The organism is Arcicella rosea (genome assembly GCF_040543805.1).
In the GTDB taxonomy this organism is placed as follows: Bacteria; Bacteroidota; Bacteroidia; order Cytophagales; family Spirosomataceae; genus Arcicella; species Arcicella rosea.
In genome coordinates, this window is the sequence record NZ_JBEUMS010000008.1 from 40,957 (window position 1) to 62,319 (window position 21,363).

General features: G+C 30.6%; 17 protein-coding genes. 15 read left to right on the forward strand and 2 right to left on the reverse strand.

The genetic code is table 11. The features are described 5' to 3' along the window. Positions 1-74 precede the first annotated feature (74 nt). Together ABID42_RS11990 and ABID42_RS11995 are read left to right on the forward strand one after the other, a co-directional pair. The gene (locus tag ABID42_RS11990) at positions 75-488 is read left to right on the forward strand and encodes a hypothetical protein (protein WP_367283853.1); all 414 of its coding nucleotides are present in this window, start codon (positions 75-77) and stop codon (positions 486-488) included. Positions 489-496: 8 nt separating this feature from the next. Further along, on the forward strand, positions 497-1,507 hold the full coding sequence (locus ABID42_RS11995) for an IS3 family transposase (protein ID WP_367283854.1): 1,011 nt from the start codon (positions 497-499) through the stop codon (positions 1,505-1,507). A gap of 339 nt (positions 1,508-1,846) precedes the next feature. Here ABID42_RS11995 and ABID42_RS12000 read toward each other — a convergent pair whose 3' ends face one another. Together ABID42_RS12000 and ABID42_RS12005 are read right to left on the reverse strand one after the other, a co-directional pair. Beyond that, positions 1,847-2,980, reverse strand: coding sequence for a glucosaminidase domain-containing protein (locus tag ABID42_RS12000; protein ID WP_367283855.1), 1,134 nt, complete (start codon positions 2,978-2,980; stop codon positions 1,847-1,849). Positions 2,981-3,116: 136 nt separating this feature from the next. After that, entirely contained in the window at positions 3,117-3,887 is a 771-nt protein-coding gene (locus ABID42_RS12005; protein ID WP_367283856.1) for a class I SAM-dependent methyltransferase, read from the reverse strand. Positions 3,888-4,089: 202 nt separating this feature from the next. Here ABID42_RS12005 and ABID42_RS12010 point away from each other — a divergent pair, with 202 nt between their 5' ends. The 13 genes from ABID42_RS12010 (at position 4,090) to ABID42_RS12070 (ending at position 21,354) form a co-directional block, all read left to right on the forward strand. Continuing rightward, on the forward strand, positions 4,090-5,328 hold the full coding sequence (locus ABID42_RS12010) for a GWxTD domain-containing protein (protein ID WP_367283857.1): 1,239 nt from the start codon (positions 4,090-4,092) through the stop codon (positions 5,326-5,328). 707 nt (positions 5,329-6,035) lie between these two features. Then, positions 6,036-6,707: a hypothetical protein gene (locus ABID42_RS12015; RefSeq protein WP_367283858.1), complete on the forward strand. Its 672-nt coding sequence runs from the start codon at positions 6,036-6,038 to the stop codon at positions 6,705-6,707. Between the two features lie 89 nt (positions 6,708-6,796). Continuing rightward, the gene (locus ABID42_RS12020; protein WP_367283859.1) at positions 6,797-8,365 is read left to right on the forward strand and encodes a hypothetical protein; all 1,569 of its coding nucleotides are present in this window, start codon (positions 6,797-6,799) and stop codon (positions 8,363-8,365) included. Between the two features lie 243 nt (positions 8,366-8,608). Continuing rightward, positions 8,609-10,288 (forward strand): capsule assembly Wzi family protein, encoded by a 1,680-nt coding sequence (locus ABID42_RS12025; protein WP_367283860.1) that lies wholly within the window; start codon positions 8,609-8,611, stop codon positions 10,286-10,288. Between the two features lie 47 nt (positions 10,289-10,335). Next, the gene (locus ABID42_RS12030) at positions 10,336-11,175 is read left to right on the forward strand and encodes a polysaccharide biosynthesis/export family protein (RefSeq protein WP_367283861.1); all 840 of its coding nucleotides are present in this window, start codon (positions 10,336-10,338) and stop codon (positions 11,173-11,175) included. Positions 11,176-11,196: 21 nt separating this feature from the next. Then, positions 11,197-13,587 (forward strand): GumC family protein, encoded by a 2,391-nt coding sequence (locus ABID42_RS12035; protein ID WP_367283862.1) that lies wholly within the window; start codon positions 11,197-11,199, stop codon positions 13,585-13,587. Between the two features lie 52 nt (positions 13,588-13,639). Then, entirely contained in the window at positions 13,640-15,184 is a 1,545-nt protein-coding gene (locus ABID42_RS12040) for an aldolase catalytic domain-containing protein (RefSeq protein ID WP_367283863.1), read from the forward strand. Next, positions 15,174-15,872, forward strand: coding sequence for an acylneuraminate cytidylyltransferase family protein (locus ABID42_RS12045; RefSeq protein ID WP_367283864.1), 699 nt, complete (start codon positions 15,174-15,176; stop codon positions 15,870-15,872). The genes ABID42_RS12040 and ABID42_RS12045 overlap by 11 nt, the downstream gene beginning before the upstream one ends. Beyond that, positions 15,850-16,482, forward strand: a complete 633-nt coding sequence (locus ABID42_RS12050; protein ID WP_367283865.1) for an HAD family hydrolase — start codon at positions 15,850-15,852, stop codon at positions 16,480-16,482. The genes ABID42_RS12045 and ABID42_RS12050 overlap by 23 nt, the downstream gene beginning before the upstream one ends. Positions 16,483-16,564: 82 nt before the next feature. Then, on the forward strand, positions 16,565-17,845 hold the full coding sequence (locus ABID42_RS12055) for a hypothetical protein (RefSeq protein ID WP_367283866.1): 1,281 nt from the start codon (positions 16,565-16,567) through the stop codon (positions 17,843-17,845). 26 nt (positions 17,846-17,871) lie between these two features. Beyond that, positions 17,872-18,456 carry an acyltransferase gene (locus ABID42_RS12060; protein ID WP_367283867.1) on the forward strand — a complete coding sequence of 195 codons (585 nt, stop codon included), beginning with the start codon at positions 17,872-17,874 and terminating at the stop codon, positions 18,454-18,456. A 72-nt stretch (positions 18,457-18,528) separates the two neighbouring features. Continuing rightward, the gene (locus ABID42_RS12065; protein WP_367283868.1) at positions 18,529-19,806 is read left to right on the forward strand and encodes a hypothetical protein; all 1,278 of its coding nucleotides are present in this window, start codon (positions 18,529-18,531) and stop codon (positions 19,804-19,806) included. Positions 19,807-19,851: 45 nt separating this feature from the next. Beyond that, entirely contained in the window at positions 19,852-21,354 is a 1,503-nt protein-coding gene (locus ABID42_RS12070; RefSeq protein WP_367283869.1) for a lipopolysaccharide biosynthesis protein, read from the forward strand. Positions 21,355-21,363: the final 9 nt, after the last annotated feature.

A 21,363-nucleotide genomic window follows, 5' to 3' on the forward strand; every position in this document is an offset into this window, starting at 1 on the left:
GCAAAATTAAATCAGTTTTAGGGAACTTGTCTCATCCTAAAAAAGCTTGACAGTATTAGCTAACCTTTAGCACAATGTCTTTATCGAGCGAATCTTCTTTTTATACAACTTTAGTTTCTTCATCTTTCGAGCAACAGGATGAGGATTTCACTTATGAAGTGGCTTTTCGTCGCTGGTTAGTTCGAGAAATAGAGGAGCAGCGATTAACGCCTGCTCAAGCTATCGAACGTTTCAATTTTCATCCTAATAATGGTTATACCTTAATTCATAAATGGCGCTTGAAATATGCTCAGGAAATGGTATTATCTTTACCAGAAATGACCTTTCAAGAGAAACAAGATTTAGCCCTTCTTCAAGCCAGAACCAAGGAGCTTGAAAAACAATTAGAGCAAGCCAAAATGTACAACATTGCCTTGAATACCTTGATTGATGTAGCCGAGGAGAAGCTCAAGATTAATATCCGAAAAAAGCCTGGAGCCAGACAGTAATCCTGCTTATGCAGTGGTATGCTCATGCTTATAGCCTTGGCTATTTCTGCAAACTGTTTGGCAAAAGCCGTCAGGCTTTTTATGAGCAAAAGACTGTTGTCCATTCAAAACCTCTTGAGGAATCAATGGTGTTGAAATGGGTATTGGAGATACGTAAAGACTTACCTCGTTGTGGTACTTCTAAGCTTTACGAGAGCCTAAAACCTCGTTTGGTAGAGCATCATATCAAGTTAGGGCGAGATGCTTTATACACTTTACTTGACAATTATGGTCTCTTAATTCGTCAGCGTAAATCAAGAGCGATTACCACCAATTCCAATCATCCATACCGTAAATATGGGAATCTAATCAGGGAATTAGTCTTAGATCAGGCAGGGGAATTATGGGTTAGCGATATTACTTATATTCGTACAGCAAAGGGATTCAGCTATTTAAGTATCATCACCGATGCTTATAGTCATAAGATTGTGGGATACAAACTTCATCCTACTTTAGAAGCTAAGGGAGCCATTGATGCTTTGCTGATGGCCAGTAAAGACCTCAAGAGGACGGATAAACTCATTCATCATAGCGACCGTGGCATTCAGTATTGTTGTCAAGATTATGTTAATACAACAGATCACTTAGGCATTCAATTATCGATGACAGAAAACGGAGACCCTTACGAAAATGCGATGGCGGAAAGAGTGAATGGAATCCTCAAACATGAGTTCCTGTTAAATCAAGTTTTTGAGAGCCATCAAACAGCTCAAGTAGCCGTCGATAGAGCCATCAAAAGCTATAATGAATTAAGGACGCACGATAGTTGTGACAGACTTACTCCAGTGGTAGCTCATGAACAAAAAGGAGTATTAATCAAGCGATGGAAGAAGCGTAATATTCAGCAGAAAGAGACCAAAAGCTCAGTAGAGAAAGTCTCTGATGAAGTGATAAAAATGCAAGAAAAGTCGCAAGGAAAGCAGGTAAAACCCCATGTCATTCATAAGCGTTTTAGCCCAATCAAACCGAGTAATCTTTAGGAATAAATTCAGTAAGAGTAAGTAAAATCAGGAATAAGAATCAATATTAAATATCAAGTAGGAATAAGCCAAAACACAAAGAAATGAACAGGAATAGAAGCCCAACTTAGCACAAAAACCAGTATTAACACAAAAGATTAAAATACATTTAGAAATAAAAAATAAATGGTGTAATCTTGGTAATACAATAAAAAAAACTTGACAATCAATTCAGTTTTTAACCCCTAATACTGTCAAGCTTTTTTAGGATGAGACAACTGATTCACATGAAATATCACTTTCCATTACTCATTACTCATTACTCATTACTCATTACTCATTACTCATTACTCATTAGGACTAATCATATTGAATCAGATTATACTTATCTACTAATTTCATAATTCTATCAGCATAATATTTGCCACCTTTGTGTGAATAGCCTTTTTCTCCAATTGCATATACAAATGTATAAGCGGCAGAATATTTATCCACTCCTTCAGCTATTTGTCCTTGATAGAATCTTGGAATATCGCTGTAATCACGTTTCCACAAACCTGTTTTGTGTAAAAAGATTTCTTCTACCAAAAAAGTCATGCAATCTGCACGAGAATTAAAACGCTTGTACCAATTATCTGGTCGGTTATCTTCATCGTAAATATATTGACCTTCTTCTGTAATTTTCAGAATTTGTACTTTCCCTCCATGTTCATCAGGTTGACCTTTTAGTTGATAAGCATTTGAATTGTTACCTTTCCATTGTTTAATTCCTAAAAAGTTGTTGGCATAAACTGCATTTCTACTAAAACCATAGCCGCTTTCTAAGGCTGCCATCGCAATGACAATACTTGCTGGAATTTGATATTTTCTTGACAAAAACTGAGCATCTTGACTAATGTCGGCAATAAAACCTTTAGCTTCATCGGCTGTAGGATGACCAATTGCTGTAGCATAGACATTTTGGTTTTTTCCAAAAGGGTCTTCGTTGGGAGTAGGAGGGAATCTAAGCGAAGTATTGACTCTGTTGGGGAATAAATACTCACCAAGAGCATCTTTGGGCAAGTTTCCATCATTATATGCCATTACGTTATTATCTTTTTGAGCGTTTTTTCGCTCATAAGTAATGACATCATTCTGAAAAATTTTTCCAGTAATAACTATTTCTCCATAAGATACATTGACAGTATCGTTGTTGGAAGAAATACCAATAAATTTTAATTGTTTTACACCAGAATAGCTAAACAGAAAAGGAAAAATAGCTTTGTTAGATGCTACGAAAGCAGTACCTAAGCTTCTATTGTCAGAATAGACTTTTACTCTTTGAACATTATCACCAACGTGAAAGACGAATTTTACTTCATCGCCTACTTGCGCTTTAGCAACATATTCAACATTAAAAGTAAAGCGGTTAAGTTTTTGTGATGAAAATGCAAAAAATACCAAACCCAGCAATAAGATACTTATTACTTGGTTGTTAAATACTGTTTTTATCATTAGTGATGTTTTGTTAGATTTTGATTTTAACTCAGCGGCGGATAAGATGAAACCTTTTGTTAATCTTAACAAAAAAGAATGTGCTTAACTTTTTATAGGTTAAGCACATTGCAATATATAATTTTTTTTACAATTATTACTTCGTTGCAATATAAAAAAAATCAAAACATTCTTCAGCATCGTCTGAAAGGAAGTAGTCTTGATAAGTAATGCCAGTGACCAATTTGTTGTCTGAACGTTGAATAATGTTTCTACTCATTCTGTTTGCGATATCATAAGGAATTTGTAACATCCATCTTGGCAAACGATATTGCAAATTAAAAATATCGAAACGAGTGATTTTTTCAACCGAACGTTTATTTTCTTCATAGTAATTCATCACCTTTTCATTCCCATGAACTCCTTGCGTTTGGATTGAAGAAAAATGCTTCAAGATGAGATTTTTAAGTTCTGTTGCTAAATATTCTCTTACATGCCAAGGGTTTCTTGAAAGAGAATATTTCTTGTTGACAGTTGTTAAAATTAATTTTCCTCCAGGTTTTAATACTCTGTGCGCTTCTTTAATAAATTCATTATCATCTTCAATGTGTTCTATTACTTGGAAAGTAACGATATAATCAAAGGTATTATCTGCCAAGCCTTTTAAAGGAGGCAAAAACATATCAATGAATTTGAAAGAGGGATATTGTGCGCTTAGTTGCGTCATTAAAGGCTCATTTTTATCGACACCAGTATAATTAGCAACTGAAGGAGCTAAAACAGCTACACCACGCCCTGTACCACAGCCAATTTCGAGCAAGTTTCCAGAAACGATTTTAGCAGCTTCAATATATGGGAATAGTAATCTTTGATGAACAGGATTATCTGAAATGATTTCTGAGGAAGCAATCTCGGTTGTTTTGTACATGATATCAGGTAAAAAAGGAAATAATTTTTAATTTTATCCCAAATTTAGGGCATTTGCTTGACATCAGGAAAATACTTATTAAATTGAATTCGTTATCATCTCAAATTATCTTGTCGAATTTGTAATAATTGACATATTTATATTTGTTAATTTTCTAATATAAACGCTTAGAGCTTGAGGCTTACAGCTATTCTTTCAACTGATGAAAAAAATACTTCTATTCGTTCCAATCATTTTGTTTTTGGCAAGTTGTAGCTCAACTTCACCTAAAAAAGCCAAAGAACAAGGCGAAAGTAAAGTGCTTTTACAAAGATTTCTGAGTAAAAGCCGCTTCCTAGATAATGGCTCTTCTGTACGAATTTTTTTAAGTATTGATATTGACAGAACTTTTACGTTAGCCGAGGCAAGTAAAGATTTTGTGATTTCATACAATCTTTATCCAGATTACAGTGCGAAGCAAAATAGTTTAAGTACTGGAAATGTCGCTATCAATGCTGAGAATTCAACACAGGAAGGAGGATTATTGACCGTTTGGTTTGACATTCCTAAACCAAAAGATTTGTTAACAGGCTTGGCGTTTACAGAAATTAAAGATTTGAGAACAGGAAATAAAATTTTTAATGATTGTTTTCTAAGATTTCAATCTGGTAAAGTAAGCGATTACTTTATGTTTTATGATAAAACAGGAAAAACACCATTAGCTAGAAACTATTTTACGGTTCAAGATACTGTTGTTCTCAAAAGTCTTTCTGATAAACAAGAAACGTTTAAAGTTTTCAAATATCGTTATGATTTTGAGGCGGCTATTTCACCAATGTCAACTACGCCAAGAGCAGCTTCAAAAAGTTTGTTTGTAGATTCTTCTTTTACAGTTACCAGTAATAAGCCTTTTGTATTAAAAAGTGATGCGCTTTATTATTTTACAAGAGATACAACAGAATCTTATGGAATAGGAATGGTAGTTGCAGATAAGCGATTTCCTAAAATGACTCGCCCTGAAAAATTAGTGAGACCATTGATTTATGTAAGCACAAATGCAGAAACAAGCGATTTGTATAATTCCAAAGACCCAAAACGCTCTTTAGATAATTATTGGTTAAATATCATGCAAGGAAATCAAGGTACAGCTAAGAGGACGATTAAATCATATTATCAAAGAGTAGAGCAAGCAAACAGATTGTTTACAACGTATAAAGAAGGGTGGAAGACAGACAAAGGAATGGTTTACATCGTTATGGGTGACCCGACGAGAATCACCAGAACAAAAGATAAAGAAGTTTGGACATATACTCGAAATAGTCAGTATTCAGAAGTAAACTTTACTTTTACCAGAAGAGCTAATCAATTTGCTGACGATCATTACGAACTTCAACGCTATGCAGAATATCAATCCATTTGGTTCCCAACCGTAGAGCAGTGGAGGAATGGGGATAAGATTTAATGTAAACAGGGATTAAAAAGATAAGACCTTTTTAATCCCTGTTTTTTTGCTACTGATATGAGTAACACCTGTATCAACCCACTATTAACCCCCTTTTAGACTACTTTCAGCCTCCTTTCAACCCAACTTAACCTTTGAATAATTGCATATTCTCTGTATTATTTTGGTTGAATTAAGATAGTATTTAATGAAATGTTAACTTTCAATTCTTCAATTAATCCATTATTTCAATAATTTTTGATTTCTTCATAATTCTTTAATAAATACAATTTTAAAATAGTATAGCTTTAGTACTTGCTTTTCAAGAGTTAATATGAATGGGAATAATCGTTAAGTTAATCTCGATGGTACTAAGAAAAGTTTAATTGTGTACAGAATTAAAAGAACTGTTTGAAGACTTATAGGTAGTTAAAATTAATGTTTTATGTTTAATGATGGATTATAAATTTTGTTTTATCTTATAATTAGCAAATATTATTTTGAATATTGATTTTTAACCAATTTAAAGATAAAGCAATATTACTATTTTGATAAAGAATAACAAATTTCAGATAAAATATACCGTTTAATAATTTTTTTATTTGAAAATCGAAAATTGTTCTTACTTTTGACTTAGAAGAATGCAAAAATTCTAAGTTTTATCATAGTACTTGAAATTTTAATTCTTTATGCAGTCTAAACGCTATCTAACTTTCATACTATTTATTATGGCATTTTACTTATGCCCTGATAATGATGTTTGTGCGACAGCCGACTCAACAAACGTTCATAAACATAATGTATCAATCGGTGTCTCTTTGGGAACAAATGGATTAGGCTTAGAATTAGCTAAAACATCCCCTTACAAAAAAATATTTTGGCGAGTAGGAACTACCTACCTTCAGTATCATAGATTGTTTGATGTCAATCTAAATACTAAGTCAACTATCAATATTGAATCTGATTTAAAATTCAACCAGATTTTTTTAGCGACTCAATTTTACCCTTTCAAGAAAGTATCTTTTCACTTAATAGGTGGAGTTAGTTATTTATATAATTTCAATGTTTCCGCATTTGTTGACACAAATACTGGAATAAGCTTTGAAGGAGTAGAAGTAAACGCTGAGGATTTTGGAGAAATTAGTGTGAAAGTTGATTGGAATAAATTTGTTCCTTTTGTTGGATTTGGATTTGGTAGAGTCATACCTAAAAGAAGACTAAGTTTTAACGGAGAGATTGGTTGCTATTACATGGGTAGTCCTAAAATTATAAGTGAATATTTTGGTATTTTAGATACTACGAATGCAGATGAACTAATTCCGATTATTGAAAGAAATATAAAAGATTACTCATATTTACCTTTCATTAATTTTAAAGTTAGATATAGAATTGGAAATTAATGCTAAATGCGAAGTGAGTAATACGTAATGATTAATTTTCTATTGTTAAGTTGTCTCTAAATTTTACTTTAGTCCAATCAGTCAAAAAAATGAAATACCTTGGTTACTCCATATTATTGATTTTTTTTGTAAGCTTATTTGATGCTTGTAACAATCCTTTAGAGGATGTAACCATCAAAATAAAAGATGCTCTGACTGAATCAGCAATTAATTTAACTTACAGGAATGCAGTATCAAGTGATACAACAATGATTCCCAAAAGTATAAAATTTGCTTTTTTAGGGGAAGATGCAGAAGGAATAGTAAGTTCGGTAGGTAATAAAAAGATAAATATTAGTAGAGAAGGATTATTAGGAATTGCGATTGCACCAGATTATACAAAAAGACCAGCTAATATTAAAGTAGTAGCACAATTAGAGGGATATTTGACAGATATTAATTTAGTGACTGTACAAGCTAAAACTAATATCAATAGAACGATACGAATGTTTAAAATCAATAATTTGCCCTCTGGTATGAGTGTTGATTTAAAAAACATAGATGATAAAGATATAGCAAGCCAAGGAGTAAATCTAACTACAAATGGACAAAAAGAGAAAGTTAGTTTAGTCTCAAATAGTGGCATAAACGTTTTAGACAAATCAGGTACTGTTTTAACAGGAAAATTAGAATTACTTTTAAGTCATTTCGAAAATAAAGCTAGAGAATTTGTTCCTTCAAATTATACAGTATATCAAGCAATAGGTTTAGATAATAAAATTTTGCCACCCTTTGAGTTTCAATCTTATGGTTTCTTTTCAATTAAAATAATTAATGATAAGTTTGAAGAAGCTAATAATCTTTCTAAACCATGTTCCGTGAATATAGAGATTAATGAAGATAGTTATCATACGAATGGAACAAGATTAAAAGAAGGAGAGAGCATTCCATTTTGGGTATATGCAAATAATACGTGGAAAATGTTGGCTAATCCTGTTTTAAAAAGAAATACAAACGGTAAATTATCAATTTCAACAAGTATTTCATCGCTTAGTTATTATGCCTTAGGTGAAATGTTTCCAGTTTGTGAAAAAGGACCAGTGTTAGTTGTAAATAGTGCAAATAAAGGATTAGATATTTATCATTACAGTAGATTGATTGAAAAAAGTTCTGGGAAAAGTGTGGGAGATGTGTACTTAAGTTTGAATAATGGGGCAAGATATTCCCTTGCAGGTAGAAGAAAAAATACAGTTTATTTACAAGTATTCAATTTCAATAACCAATATGGCGGAGATTTAACAAAACCAATATTTCAAACTGAAGCATTTGATTTATGTGAGGAGAAAACAATACCAGTTAATATTGCAACTCCTTCACCTCAACCTATTAATGTTGAATTAATCATAGAATGTGCTAAAGGGCAAGTAGTAAATAATGCGACAGTACCAGCCAAAGTTGATATACAATTTCAACCAAAAGGAGCTAGTGATTGGAGGGATTTAATGACACTCACAAGGAATCAATTGAAAGGAAGTACTTATAAATTAAAATATGGAAGTACATATTCAATAAGAGCATCACCTAATCCAGCACAAGGTTGGTTGTTTTACAAAAGAGATACATTAATTAACACAACGAATTATCGCTTTTACATAGAAAATAAAGATTATTGTAAGTGAAGTTTCTTGAGTGCTGCATTGTGAGTTTTGAATGAGGAGTTTTTTTGAGTGACGAATTTTGAAAAAGGTTTTGGAATTATTAATAAGGTCTTGTGAAAGGAAATATTGTTTTTTGATACAAACAAAATACAAATATTCTCAAGAGTTTTAATTGTTAAATAACGTCGTTTGTTATACCTAACTTAATTATTTTAATTAGCTTTAAAGCTTAATATTGAAGATTACATTAAACAATCCGATTTGATGAGAAAATTTACTAAACTGTTTACTTTTTTATTGCTATCATCATTAAGCTTACTCGCTTTTCAAGTAAAAGCGCAAGTAGTGTATGAAGCTAGCTATAAGACAGTTTATCCTTATCTTTCAAGGCTGGCTCAAAAAGGAGTAATAGATTTAAATGATATAGCATTACCCTTATCCAGAAATTATATCCTCTCTAAATTAGATACGCTAAATAGTCATCAAGAAAAGTTGACTTCTCTTGAAAAAGAAGAATTAGCATTTTATCTAAAAGAATATACTATTGAGAAAAATCTAAGCAAAGATTTAACAGCTGAAAAGCCTTTTCAAAGTATTTTACAGGCAAAAGCTAATGATAGAATTAGATTTGTCGCTTATCAAGACAAACAATTTTCTTTTAACCTACAACCCATTGTAGGCTACCAAATTGAAAATAATGACAATACAACAATAAATCAACGTTGGATTGGTGCTTGGATTTATGGCTACCTAGGTAAAAACATTGGTTACAGCGTAGATTTCAGAAACAGTCAACTTAATAATCTTTACCCGAGCTATGATTACAAACAAAACTTTAGCCCTGAACAAGGTAGAATTGGTGATTTGTTGTTAGGAGGGAAAAGATTTGACTATAGCTTGATAAATGCTACAATTACTGCTCAATGGAAATGGGGTCATGCTACCTTTGGGAAAAATTCTTTACCATTTGGTTATGGTGCTGGTGGAAAGGTTATTCTATCAGACAAAGCTCCTGGATTTCCTCAAGTTCGTTTAGATATTAATCCAGTAAAATGGTTGTCTTTTACTTATGCCCATGCTTGGCTTAACTCTAATATTATTGATTCAACATCCATCTACAGCACATCAGTTCCTGGAAGAAACCAGTTTTCTTACAGAGAAAAATATTTAGCTTTTCATGCACTAACCTTAAAGCCATTCAAAGGGTTTAGTTTTTCTGTAGGCGAGTCAGTAATCTATAATGATAATCTCAAAATTGCTTATATGATTCCTATTGCATTGTTTTCTGGCTTGAATCATTATTTAGGAGAGGCAAGTACAAGTCAGAATGCAACTAATACAATAGCAAACTCACAAATATTTTTACAGCTAAGTTCAAGGAATCATATTCCTAAAACACACATATATGCTAGTTTATTTATTGACGAATTAGAGTTTTCGTTAACAGGTGGAAGTGCCAGTGAAAGAAATGCTAGAAATCATACTGCTTATCAAATTGGAGCAAGTATTGCTGATTTTCCAATAAACAATTTACACTTGACCTTAGAATATTCTAAGATTCAACCTTTTAATTATGTACACTTTATTCCTGTACAGACTTTTCAAAGTAATAATTTCAACTTAGGTCATTGGATTGGACCTAACGCTGACCAGTTATTTGCTCAGTTACATTATAGAGTATTGAGAGGGTTGGATGTTAAACTAATTTATAATTATATTAGAAAAGGTACTGTAGGAACTGGAGTTCAGCAAGCTGACTTCAAAGATATTTATCCATTTTTATGGGGAGATTTAAAAAAGTATAGCTATTTCCAGACCCTTTTGCAGTATGAATTTATTCATGATTTATTTTTTAAAGTAAGCTATCAAAATAATCAAGAAGAAAATAAAGGAGTAAGCAAGAATAATAGAAATCTTTCTATGGCGATTAATTACAGTTTTTAATTCAAATAATAAAGTAAATCTCAAAAATCATCTTCAAATCAAATTGTATGAAGAATTTATTTAGTAAAAAAAGTATTTCAAAAGATATAAAGCTATTACTGATGATGGCTTTGTCATTATCTTTTTTCACATCTTGTGTTTCAACAAAAAATGTAACTTATTTTCAGGGGGCAGACCCTTTAGATACAGTACGCTATTCAACCTTAAAAACTGTAACACCACTTATTCCTAAAATACAACCTGATGATATTTTAGCTGTGACAGTAAGTTCATTAAGTGCTGAATCAAACGAAGTATTTAATTTTCAGAATGTAACACCTTTGATTACCTCTAATTTCCCTGGAATTTCTAGTAATGGTATGGCAAGAACACAACCTCTTGGATATCTCGTAGATCCTGCTGGTAATGTTGAAATGCCTTTGATTGGGAAAGTTCATGTGGCTGATTTAGCTATTGAAGAAGCAGGAGATAAAATAAAGTATGAACTTGTCAAATATTTAAAAGAACCCACTGTTAATGTTAGATATCTTAATCAAAAATTTACAATTTTAGGGGAAGTTAATAAACCTGGGATTTATAACTTACTTGACAATCATACATCTCTACCCGAAGTATTAGGTATTGCTGGCGATTTGACTATTTTTGGACGTAGAGATAATGTAATGTTAATGCGTACTACTGATGGTAAAAGAGAAATAATAAAAATTAATCTAAATTCAAGAGAAGTTTTAGAATCTCCATATTATTTTATACGAAGCGGAGATGTAATTTATGTTGAAGCCACTAAAGGAAAAATAACATCTTCTGATAGAACGCTACAATTAATTCCAATTGCTACTGGAGTAACAACTTCACTTGTTTTGTTGCTAAATCTTTTGTTTAAATAGTTAAGTAAAAAATATACAATTATGGCAGATAATTCCTTTGAATTTTTAGATAATAGTGAAAATAGTTTTGATGTAAGAAAAATATTTCTTTCTTATATTAGGTATTGGTATTGGTTTTTTTTATCAATAATTGTTTCTATTGCTGGAGCATATTTTTATCTCAGATATACAACTCCTGTTTATAACGTTAGTGCTGTACTACTAATAAAAGATGAAAAAAAAGGCATCGGTGGTAATGAAATGTTAAAGGAGTTAGAAATGTTTTCTGGTAATAAAATTGTTGAAAATGAAATGGAGGTATTAAAATCTAGAACTTTAGTTGAAAAGGTTGTAGATGACTTAAACCTCACTGTAGCATACTATCAAAAAGGAAAAATAAGAGCTTACGACGAGATTTTTAAGGAATCTCCAATTTGGGTGCAACATGGTAACTTGAATCTAAGTGCTTACAATGAGCCAATTTTTATAAAAATAATAAATAAACAAAAGTTTGAACTATTAAATAAGAATGGAGAAGCTTTAGGGGAGTTTGGATATGGGCAAAATATAAGAAGTAAATATGGAGCATTTAGGGTTTTTATTAATGATTCACTATATAGAAACGATAATGATTTAATTCAAATTCGTTTTTTTGAAAAAAACTCTTTAGTAGAAAGTTTTCAAAATTCTATTAAGGTTGAACTTTTAAATCAGAAAAGTACAGTATTAAAATTGTCTCTTGAAATTAGGTTACCTAATAAAGGTAAAAGTATCTTGGCTAAGTTAATAGAAGTTTATACTTTTTCAGCTTTAGCAGATAAAAATATGGAGGCGACTGCTACACTTCAATTTATAGATCAACGTCTTAGATTAATTACAGGTGAATTAGGTGATGTTGAGAAAGATGTAGAAACTTATAAAAGTTCACAAGGAATTACAGATTTAAGTGTAGAAGCAAATCTTTTTTTAGAAAAGGTAAAGGAAAATGATACTAAATTAAATGAAGTTGATATTCAATTAAAAGTATTAGACGGAGTTGAGAATTATTTAAGAAGTAGCCAAAGTGGTGTAGCTCCTGCTACATTAATGGTAAACGATCCTGTTTTAATCAGTTTACTATCTAAGCTCAATGAATTAGAAATACAGAGAGAAAAATACGCTAGAACTACCGAAGCAGCCAATCCACTATTAGGGACTATCAACACACAAATTGCAAATACTAAAGCAGCTATTCGAGAAAGTATTGCTAATCAAAAGCAAGGGTTGCAGGTCACAAGAAATAGTTTAAAAGGTTTAAATAATCGTTTTGAATCATCTATTCGTACAATTCCCAAAAAAGAAAGAGAGTTTGTTACCATAAAACGTCAGCAAGGTATTAAAGAAAGTCTCTTTTTGATGTTATTACAGAAAAAGGAAGAAACAGCTATTTCTTATGCTTCAACTGTTACAGATAGCCGTTTAGTCGATGAACCTTATAGTAATCCTAATCCTGTAAAACCTAAAAGGACTATTGTATATATTATTGCTATGTTGATAGCTATTATCATACCAGCTGGGGTAATTAATCTTAAAGAATCATTTAACGATAAAATCCAATCTAAAACTGAGATTGAAAATGTTACTGGTATTTCTGTATTTGGTGAAATTGGTAAAAAGCCAAAAGAGATGAAAGATAATATTGTTGATATGAAAAGTACTAGTTTCTTAGCTGAACAGTTTAGAACCTTGCGGACTAATTTACAATATGCTGCTGGAGGTGTAAATGTTGATGGAAGAGGAAAAGCTATCCTGTTAACTTCTTCTATAGGAGGCGAAGGCAAATCATTTGTGAGTATTAACTTAACAGCAAGCATTGCTCTTTTAAATAAAAAAGTTGTTGTTCTTGAATTGGATTTACGTAAACCAAAAGTGTCTGAATATTTAGGTGTATCTCGTGAAATTGGTATATCTAACTATTTAATTGGTCAAGCAGGACTTGAGGATATTATTAAGCAAAGTACATTAAATTCTAATATGTATGTTTTACCTTCTGGCCCTATTCCTCCTAATCCATCAGAATTATTATCCAATGGTAAAATGGGCATTCTAATTGAAGAGCTAAGAAAACAATTTGATTACGTAGTTTTAGATACTCCTCCAGTAGGTTTGGTAACAGATTCTACGATTTTAGGGCAATATGTAGATGCTGTCTTTTATTTGATGCGTTACGAACATACCCCTAAATCTTATTTAAAGGTGGTTAAAGACTTAAAAGATAAGAATAAATTTAATTCTTTAAATATTATATTCAATGGGGTTGATTATAAAAACTCTAAAGAATACGGTTATGGTTATGGTTATGGCTATGGTTATGGCTATGGTTATGGCTATGGTTATCATGGAGATACTAAGAAGCCCGGATTGTTTCAAAAAATAAAAAATTTGTTTAGTTAATTTAAAACTTCTTTATAAACATTAAATAATCATTAACACAAATGTTTGAATTATGGCTAAGATATTAGATTGCACACTCAGAGACGGTGGTTATTATACAAATTGGGATTTTGATAAATCTTTAGTAAATGAATATTTACAATGTGCTAATAAATTGCCTATTGATTATCTTGAAGTTGGCTACAGAAGTATTCCAATGAAAGGATATTTAGGAAAATACTTTTATTGTCCAGTATATGAGTTAGAAGATTTAAAGAATAAGTCTAATAAAAAATTAGTGATTATTCTTAATGAAAAAGATATTAGAATAAACCATTTAGATGAACTATTGACACCTATTATAGGTCTAGTAACGATGATAAGAATCGCTATTGACCCAGAACATCTTGGCAGAGCTTTAATATTAGCTGAAGGAATTAAAAAGATGGGATTTGAAGTAGGTTTTAATGTAATGTATATGTCTAAATGGAATCAATATGGTGATTTTGTCAAAGAGCTAAAAAATGTAGATGGGATTGCTGATTATTTCTACATGGTGGATTCTTATGGTGGCGTATATCCTCAAGACGTTATCAATACCATTGATTTAGTGAAATCTAATACTAATTGTAAATTAGGTTTTCATGGACATAATAATCTTGAATTAGCTTTAATCAATACCTTGACTGCTATTGAACAAGGTGTTGAGATTGTTGATGCTACTATTCAAGGTATGGGAAGAGGAGCTGGTAATATCAAAACAGAATTATTATTGACAGCACTGAATGCGAAACAAGGTTTAGAAGTTGATTTCAATGCTTTAGGAACTGTTGTCAATGCCTTTGATGGTTTATTAGCTAAATATCAATGGGGAACAAATCTCCCTTACATGATTTCAGGCTCTAATTCTCTTCCTCAAAAAGATGTGATGGATTGGGTAACTACTCGTTTTTACTCATTTAACAGTATTATTAGAGCACTTCAAAATCAGAAAGATAAAGTCCAAGATAATGAGCGTTTACCAGAATTGATTGTTGAAGCAACTGCCGAAGAAGTACTTATTATTGGAGGTGGTAAATCTGCTGTTGAACATGCTGAAGGGATTGTTGAATTTATTAAAAGCAAACCTGAATTAACGGTTATTCATGCTAGTTCTAAAAATGCTTTTTTATATAAGGGACTTTCTAATAAGCAAATATTTTGTTTGGTGGGTAGTGAAGGGCATCGTCTAGAGAAAGTATTTGATGATTTAGGTGATTTTGAAGGATTATGTGTTTTACCTCCTTTTCCTAGGAAAATGGGTACTTACATTCCTTCTGCAGTGAGAGATAAAAGTTTTGAATTATCTTCCGTAGAGTTTACTGATAGCTATAAAGATTCGCATAGTGCTTTAGCTTTACAAACTGCCATTCAGCTTCAAGCTAAGAATATTTATGTAGTTGGATATGATGGTTATCAAGATGGGCATGTTACATCAAAAGAAAGAGATTTAACGGAAGAAAATGAATTTTTGTTCCAACAGTTTAGTGAGAAAATTGCTCATCTTACTTCTTTAACTACTAGTGCATATAAGAAATTAAAATATAATTCAATCTACTCATTTATTTATGGAAAATAAGGTTTCTTTTTTCCTTCCTACTCGAAAAGGTAGTGAACGTGTCATTAATAAGAATACAAGAGATTTTGCAGGAGTTTCTGGTGGAATATTAAGAGTAAAATTAGAACAATTATTACAAGTTGAAGAAGTAGAAGATATTATTGTTTCTACTAATGATTCTGAAACGATTAATGTTGCTAATAGCTTTAAGTCTGATAAAATTAAGATTATTGAAAGACCTGAACACTTGTGTTTGTCTTCAACTAATATTGAAGATTTTATCAATTATATACCTTCAATAATTGAAACAGAACATATTTTTTGGGTACATGCAACGGCTCCCTTTGTAACAGCAGATGATTATGCTGACGCTCTCATTCAGTATTGGGATATATTGAAAAAAGGAGAATTTGATAGTTTAATAAGTGTAACTAAAATACAACAGTTCTTATGGGACGCAGAGACTAAGTCATTCATTAACCATGATCGTTCTGTTTTGAAGTGGCCTAGAACCCAAGATTTAAAACCTATTTATGAAATTAATCATGCGTTCTACATTAATAGTAAAGCTAACTATGTAAAAAATAGTGACAGAATAGGTGTTAATCCTGATTTGTTTGTTTTAGATAAAGTTAAGTCATTTGATATTGATTGGGAAGATGATTTTAAAATTGCAGAGATAATGTATGAAAAATATTACGGATTATAAAATTATTTTATGGGATTTTGACGGAGTAATAATGGATTCAATGCCTATTAGAGGTAAAGGATTTGAAGAAGTCTTAAAAGAATTTCCTAGAGAACAAGTTGAAGAATTATTGGCTTTTCATGAACATAATGGAGGTTTATCTCGTTATGTAAAGTTTAAGTATTTTTTTGAAAAAATTAGAGGAGAGGTTATCACAGATAGCCAAATTTTAGAAATGGCAGAAAATTTTTCAAAAATTATGTTGGATTTACTAATTGATGAGAAACTATTAATTCAAGATAGTGTCAATTTTATCCAAAAGAATGTGAAAAATTATGAAATGCATATCGTTTCTGGTTCTGATGGTAAAGAGTTAAATTTGATATGTCAAAGCCTTGATTTAGCTAGGTACTTCAAAACTATAAATGGTTCTCCATCGCCCAAGAATGAACTTGTAAGAAGAATAATTCAAGAAAATATTTATGATTTAGAAGACTATGTATTGATTGGTGATTCTATTAACGATGTAGAAGCAGCTGAAGTAAATAGAATTTCCTTTATAGGATATAACAATATGAATATACGGTCAAAAGACAGACTGTATGTTGATTCTTTTTCTTCAATAGGTTAAATAATAAGTAAAAAAAGTAAGTATTAAAATTTATACGAACTGTCAAATTGCCTTTTTAATATACTAACCGCTTTTAAAAATAATGAAACGTTATTCTTTGTTCACTTTGATTTTTTTTATTCCATTAACTTCCGTATGTTTTTCAAGTTGTCAAGGTGAAGCCCTTGTAGATACATTTTTGTTAGATGAAAATATTAGTTTACCCCAAGCTATTTTACACGGTAATACATTAATGGGTAAACAAGTAGCCGTTTCTAAATATGATGGTGAAATTTACGCCCACGATTCTAAAATTTTAATTAGCGATGGAATTGGATATTGTGTATACAATGGTAATGATTTGAGTACTCAGGAAGGAGTAGCAGGACAAACCATTCGATTATCTGTCTTTAATATTGATGATCCACATAAAAAAAAGATTTTTGATGTTTTCAAAGAAAATGTAGAATACAAAACTCTAAAGCTTGATAAAAACTATCCTTGTTATACTCCTGTATGCTTTTTAACAGAAGAAAAAAAAATAAGAGTTCTTTGTAAAGTATATGTTAATCTTGTCCAAAAATGTTATTTCAGAGATTTTGACCCAAAGACAGAAACTTTTTCAGATCCTCAAGTAAGCAAAATTAAGATTAACAGTACAAATGAATTAATAGATTTCGATATTTTAAATGTTAGAAAACATTTAAAATATCTGTTTGGTGAAAAATATCAATTGAGTACCGATTTTATGTTTTTAAGTGCAGAACCACTAAATAAGGGAAATACAAGTTATATGGGTTTAACAATTGGTGTTTTTTCTACAAACTGGATTAAAGATTCAGGTACAACTATTCTTCTTAAGACTAATGATGCAGGTAAGACCTTTGATTTGATAGGTGCTCCAGATGGAAGTAGTATCAAATCAAAATATAACAGCCAATTTGTTGAAGGAGCATTTATATTTAATTCAGAAAATGAACTAATTGCCCTTGGCAGAAATAGTTTAGGTGGCATAATGTATACTAAAAGTACTGATGGTGGATATAAATTTGAAACGCCTTATGCTTTAAATGAAGAATGTAATTTCAATACATTAGCTTCTAAAATGAATTTCATTAAAATTAATAATGGGTATTTATCTGTGTGGAATACAAGAGAAAATTTTGGGAACACTAACAGTAGAACTGTTTTGGAGATTAGATATGGAAGTAATCCTAAAGTTTGTAATAATCCTGTTAAAATCGTTATTAAAAATGAATTTGGATGCCATTACCCTTCTATCTATAAATACAATAATAAATATTATTTAACATATACAACAGATTCACGTAGGTTTAATAGGAATAGTACCGGTGAGATTGCATTTGTGAAATTACCATTCTAGAAAAAATACTTGTTTTGTTCATTACTATGAAAAAATTATTGAAAACAATTATTCCCAAAAGTTTTTTTAAGTGGCTTTATTTATGGAAAGATTCTATTGAATGGTTTTTTCTTAATTCTATAATTTCTTCATTTCCATCTCAAACAATTCGCATAATCATATTGAATTTTATGGGAGCCAAAATACCAAAATCTGTAGCAGTCTATGCCGGTAATGAGTATAGGAATCCATGCGGCTTAGTTATTGGAGAGGGGACAGCTCTTGGGCATAGAGGAATTTTAGATGCTCGTATGGGACTAGAAATTGGGAAAAATGTTTGTTTTGGAACTGAAGTAATGATTTGGTCTTTACATCATGATTATAATGACATAGGGTTTAAAGCTGTTGGAGGAAAAGTTATTATAGAGGATTATGTTTGGCTAGGATCTAGGTGTATAGTTTTACCTGGGGTAATAATTGGAAAAGGAGCTGTTGTTGCTGCTGGAGCAGTAGTTACAAAAGATGTAGCAGAATACACTGTTGTAGGAGGAATACCTGCGAAAGTTATTTCACTAAGAGAAAAAAAAGCTTATAACTACTCTCCAAGTGATTACAAACTACATTTGGTATAATAAAACACAAGTGATATAAATTAGAAATTCTTCTATTGAGAGTTATATTACTTTTTTGAAAAAAATAATTATATGAGTATCATCAAAGATCATAACTACGATTATTATTTAATGTTAAGAAAGAAGTTGAGAATTTCTATTAATGACATTGAATATGATAAAGTAATAGCTCATGATTTAGGTAGAATTGCTTTTCGGCAAAATTATACACAATTAACACGTGAAACAGTAAATCATTTTATCTTTACTATTGATATAAAGCAGTTATTACAGTTAATGACTGAAAATAAACTAGTTATTGTTTATTCAGTAGATAGGAGTGACTATGAATACCAGATAAAGCAAACCCTAGAAGATATTAGCTCCGCAAATGCTTTGTTATTAAGTAGCCTACCACGGAAAATAACTTTTAAGCCGTTTAGAGCCATGTTTTTTTTTATCTACTTCCTATTTAAATTAGGATTTAAAAAGCATGGGTTTAACGTTTTATTTTTTTTAACAAGTAAAATGCTATTTTATAGAAGTGTTCATGAGCAACTTGATAAGTACTTCTCTAACTTTGATTTTTCACAAAAAAAATATGTTTCATTCAATAGTGTTTACACAGTTGAGAACCTATTAACTCAGTTTTTTAATAAAAAAGGTTGTTCAACTTTTTCTCTTTCACATGGTTTTTTTGTCAACTTTAAAAGATTTATACCTTTAGATATCATTAATGGCGAAAATATAGTAGCTGAAAATATATTAGTCTGGGGAGATTCATCTAGAAATGATTTGATTCAGAATTTTGGTGTGCCAATAGAAAGAATTAGTGTAGCTGGAAATCCCAAATATAAATATAAATCAATACATATCAAGCAAGAATTCAGAAAATGTATAGTCTTATTGGGTAGGGTTATTTATCAAGAAGAAAATATTGAAATAATTAATATTATTAAAGATTATGTTAAACAAAATCCTAATATACAATTTGAATTAAAGTTACATCTTTCATTAAATACAGATTATTATAGAAACCTTTGTGAAGGTACTTCTATCTCTGTTGTTGATGGTAAAGAATCACTAACAGAAATATTTACTAATCAAAACTATGATTTTGCCATAGTAAACAATTCTACAGCATATTATGAGGCCATGTATTACGATTTAATTTGCTTTAGATACGAAAAAGCTGAGAACGAAGATTTCTTAGGACTAAATGATAAGTTCAGTGATGTTGAAAGCTTGCAAACTAAAATTAAGTACTTTAAAGAACTAAACACTCAGATTTTGAATAGCTCTGTAGAGTCACTTTTATTATCTACAATAGGTATGGGGATAAATAAATATAAAGAAATTTTGGGAAGCTAAGTATAATGAAGGTATAAAATTATTAATAAAGATATAATGAGTGGAATGAAAAATATTTTTGGAGGAGTAGCATGGAGTTTAATTTGTAATGTGACTAATGCTGTTTATGGTTTTTTATCAGTCCCATTACTACTAAATTATTATGGTAAAGAAAAATACGGATTGATTGGAATCGCTATCTCTGTAAATATCTATTTACGTATTTTAGATATGGGTTTTTCCTCTGGAAATGTCAAATTTTTTTCTTCTTATTTAGTGAAGAACGATTACGAAGGGTTAAAGAAATTGTTTCAATCTAGTTTGTTTTTTTATCTTGTTATAGCACTAGTGAACGGTACAATATTGCTTGGGCTGAGTATCTTTTCCCATGATATTTTTCATTTAGATACAGTTAATGATGCAGTTTTTAAAAAATTATTACTTATTCTGATTATTACCTCGTTCCCAGTTTGGATAGGGAATGTTATGGAACAATTGTTACGATCCAATGAGTTAATAGCTTGGCAACAGCGTATATTGTTAATTACAAAGTTAGCTCAGTTAGTTGTCTTATTTATTACTATATATTTTAAATTAAGTATTCTTGAATTTTTTGCTCTAAATACTCTTTGTTCTGTTATAAATATACCATTTTATATAGTACGTATAAAAAAACTTTCACTAGGAATATCCTTCATTCCAAAGTACTATAAAGAGACTATGGAAGAAGTAATACCATACTGTCTTAGTATTTTCTCATTCGGAATTTTTCAATTCTCTGCTAATTATTTAAGACCAGTATTTTTAGGGATAAAACTAGGATTGACGAGTGTTAGTGATTTTAGAATGATTGAAGGTATTGCTAATTTAATATTGATTTTAGGTTCTAGTTTTGTTGGAGTTATTTTGCCTTATGCAACAAAATCTAAAGAATTAGGTGATAAAGAAAGTGAAATGGAAATAGCTTTTGATGGGACAAGATATATAAGTATTTTTTTAGCGTTAGTAGTTTTTGGTTTTGTTTTGTCATCTAAGGAATTAATAATATTATATGTTGGAGAGAAGAATGTTTATCTTGTGTTTTGGCTTAATTTTTGGATTTTCTCATTACTAGGGCTACATAATTCTGCTTTATCAAGTTTGGTACTGGTAGGTAATTCATTAAGACCAATTGTCTATATGTCTGCATTTTCTACTTTCGTCTCTTTAACCCTTGCTTGGTTTTTAATGGATTATTTTGGAATGGGAGGGGTAATAATTTCTTATGGTTTTTATGTGATATTTCAAATAGGGTACTATTACATCTATTATTATCCTATTAAATTAAAATATGACTCTTTTAAAATTTTCACGAAATCGTTTTTATACCCTGTTTTTGTAATCGGTATCATAAGTTTATTTGTACGGTACTTTTTTACTTTGTATAGCATAACAAACATCTATATACTTATTTTACTTAAAGAAATAATATTCACTTTATTCGCTTTGGTTGTAATTTATTATTTCCTTTTAACAAAAAAAGATACGGCCTATATTAATGCTTTTTTTCTTAAGTTTTTTAATCAGTGATATTTTTTT

Coding starts and splice junctions, on each gene's coding strand:
- ABID42_RS11990 (WP_367283853.1), top strand. CDS start 75: ATGTCTTTATCGAGCGAATCTTCTTTTTATACAACTTTAGTTTCTTCA.
- ABID42_RS12050 (WP_367283865.1), top strand. CDS start 15,850: ATGAAAAATATTACGGATTATAAAATTATTTTATGGGATTTTGACGGA.
- ABID42_RS12070 (WP_367283869.1), top strand. CDS start 19,852: ATGAAAAATATTTTTGGAGGAGTAGCATGGAGTTTAATTTGTAATGTG.
- ABID42_RS12010 (WP_367283857.1), top strand. CDS start 4,090: ATGAAAAAAATACTTCTATTCGTTCCAATCATTTTGTTTTTGGCAAGT.
- ABID42_RS12005 (WP_367283856.1), bottom strand. CDS start 3,887: ATGTACAAAACAACCGAGATTGCTTCCTCAGAAATCATTTCAGATAAT.
- ABID42_RS12065 (WP_367283868.1), top strand. CDS start 18,529: ATGAGTATCATCAAAGATCATAACTACGATTATTATTTAATGTTAAGA.
- ABID42_RS12055 (WP_367283866.1), top strand. CDS start 16,565: ATGAAACGTTATTCTTTGTTCACTTTGATTTTTTTTATTCCATTAACT.
- ABID42_RS12035 (WP_367283862.1), top strand. CDS start 11,197: ATGGCAGATAATTCCTTTGAATTTTTAGATAATAGTGAAAATAGTTTT.
- ABID42_RS12020 (WP_367283859.1), top strand. CDS start 6,797: ATGAAATACCTTGGTTACTCCATATTATTGATTTTTTTTGTAAGCTTA.
- ABID42_RS12060 (WP_367283867.1), top strand. CDS start 17,872: ATGAAAAAATTATTGAAAACAATTATTCCCAAAAGTTTTTTTAAGTGG.
- ABID42_RS12045 (WP_367283864.1), top strand. CDS start 15,174: ATGGAAAATAAGGTTTCTTTTTTCCTTCCTACTCGAAAAGGTAGTGAA.
- ABID42_RS12030 (WP_367283861.1), top strand. CDS start 10,336: ATGAAGAATTTATTTAGTAAAAAAAGTATTTCAAAAGATATAAAGCTA.
- ABID42_RS12040 (WP_367283863.1), top strand. CDS start 13,640: ATGGCTAAGATATTAGATTGCACACTCAGAGACGGTGGTTATTATACA.
- ABID42_RS12015 (WP_367283858.1), top strand. CDS start 6,036: ATGGCATTTTACTTATGCCCTGATAATGATGTTTGTGCGACAGCCGAC.
- ABID42_RS11995 (WP_367283854.1), top strand. CDS start 497: ATGCAGTGGTATGCTCATGCTTATAGCCTTGGCTATTTCTGCAAACTG.
- ABID42_RS12000 (WP_367283855.1), bottom strand. CDS start 2,980: ATGATAAAAACAGTATTTAACAACCAAGTAATAAGTATCTTATTGCTG.
- ABID42_RS12025 (WP_367283860.1), top strand. CDS start 8,609: ATGAGAAAATTTACTAAACTGTTTACTTTTTTATTGCTATCATCATTA.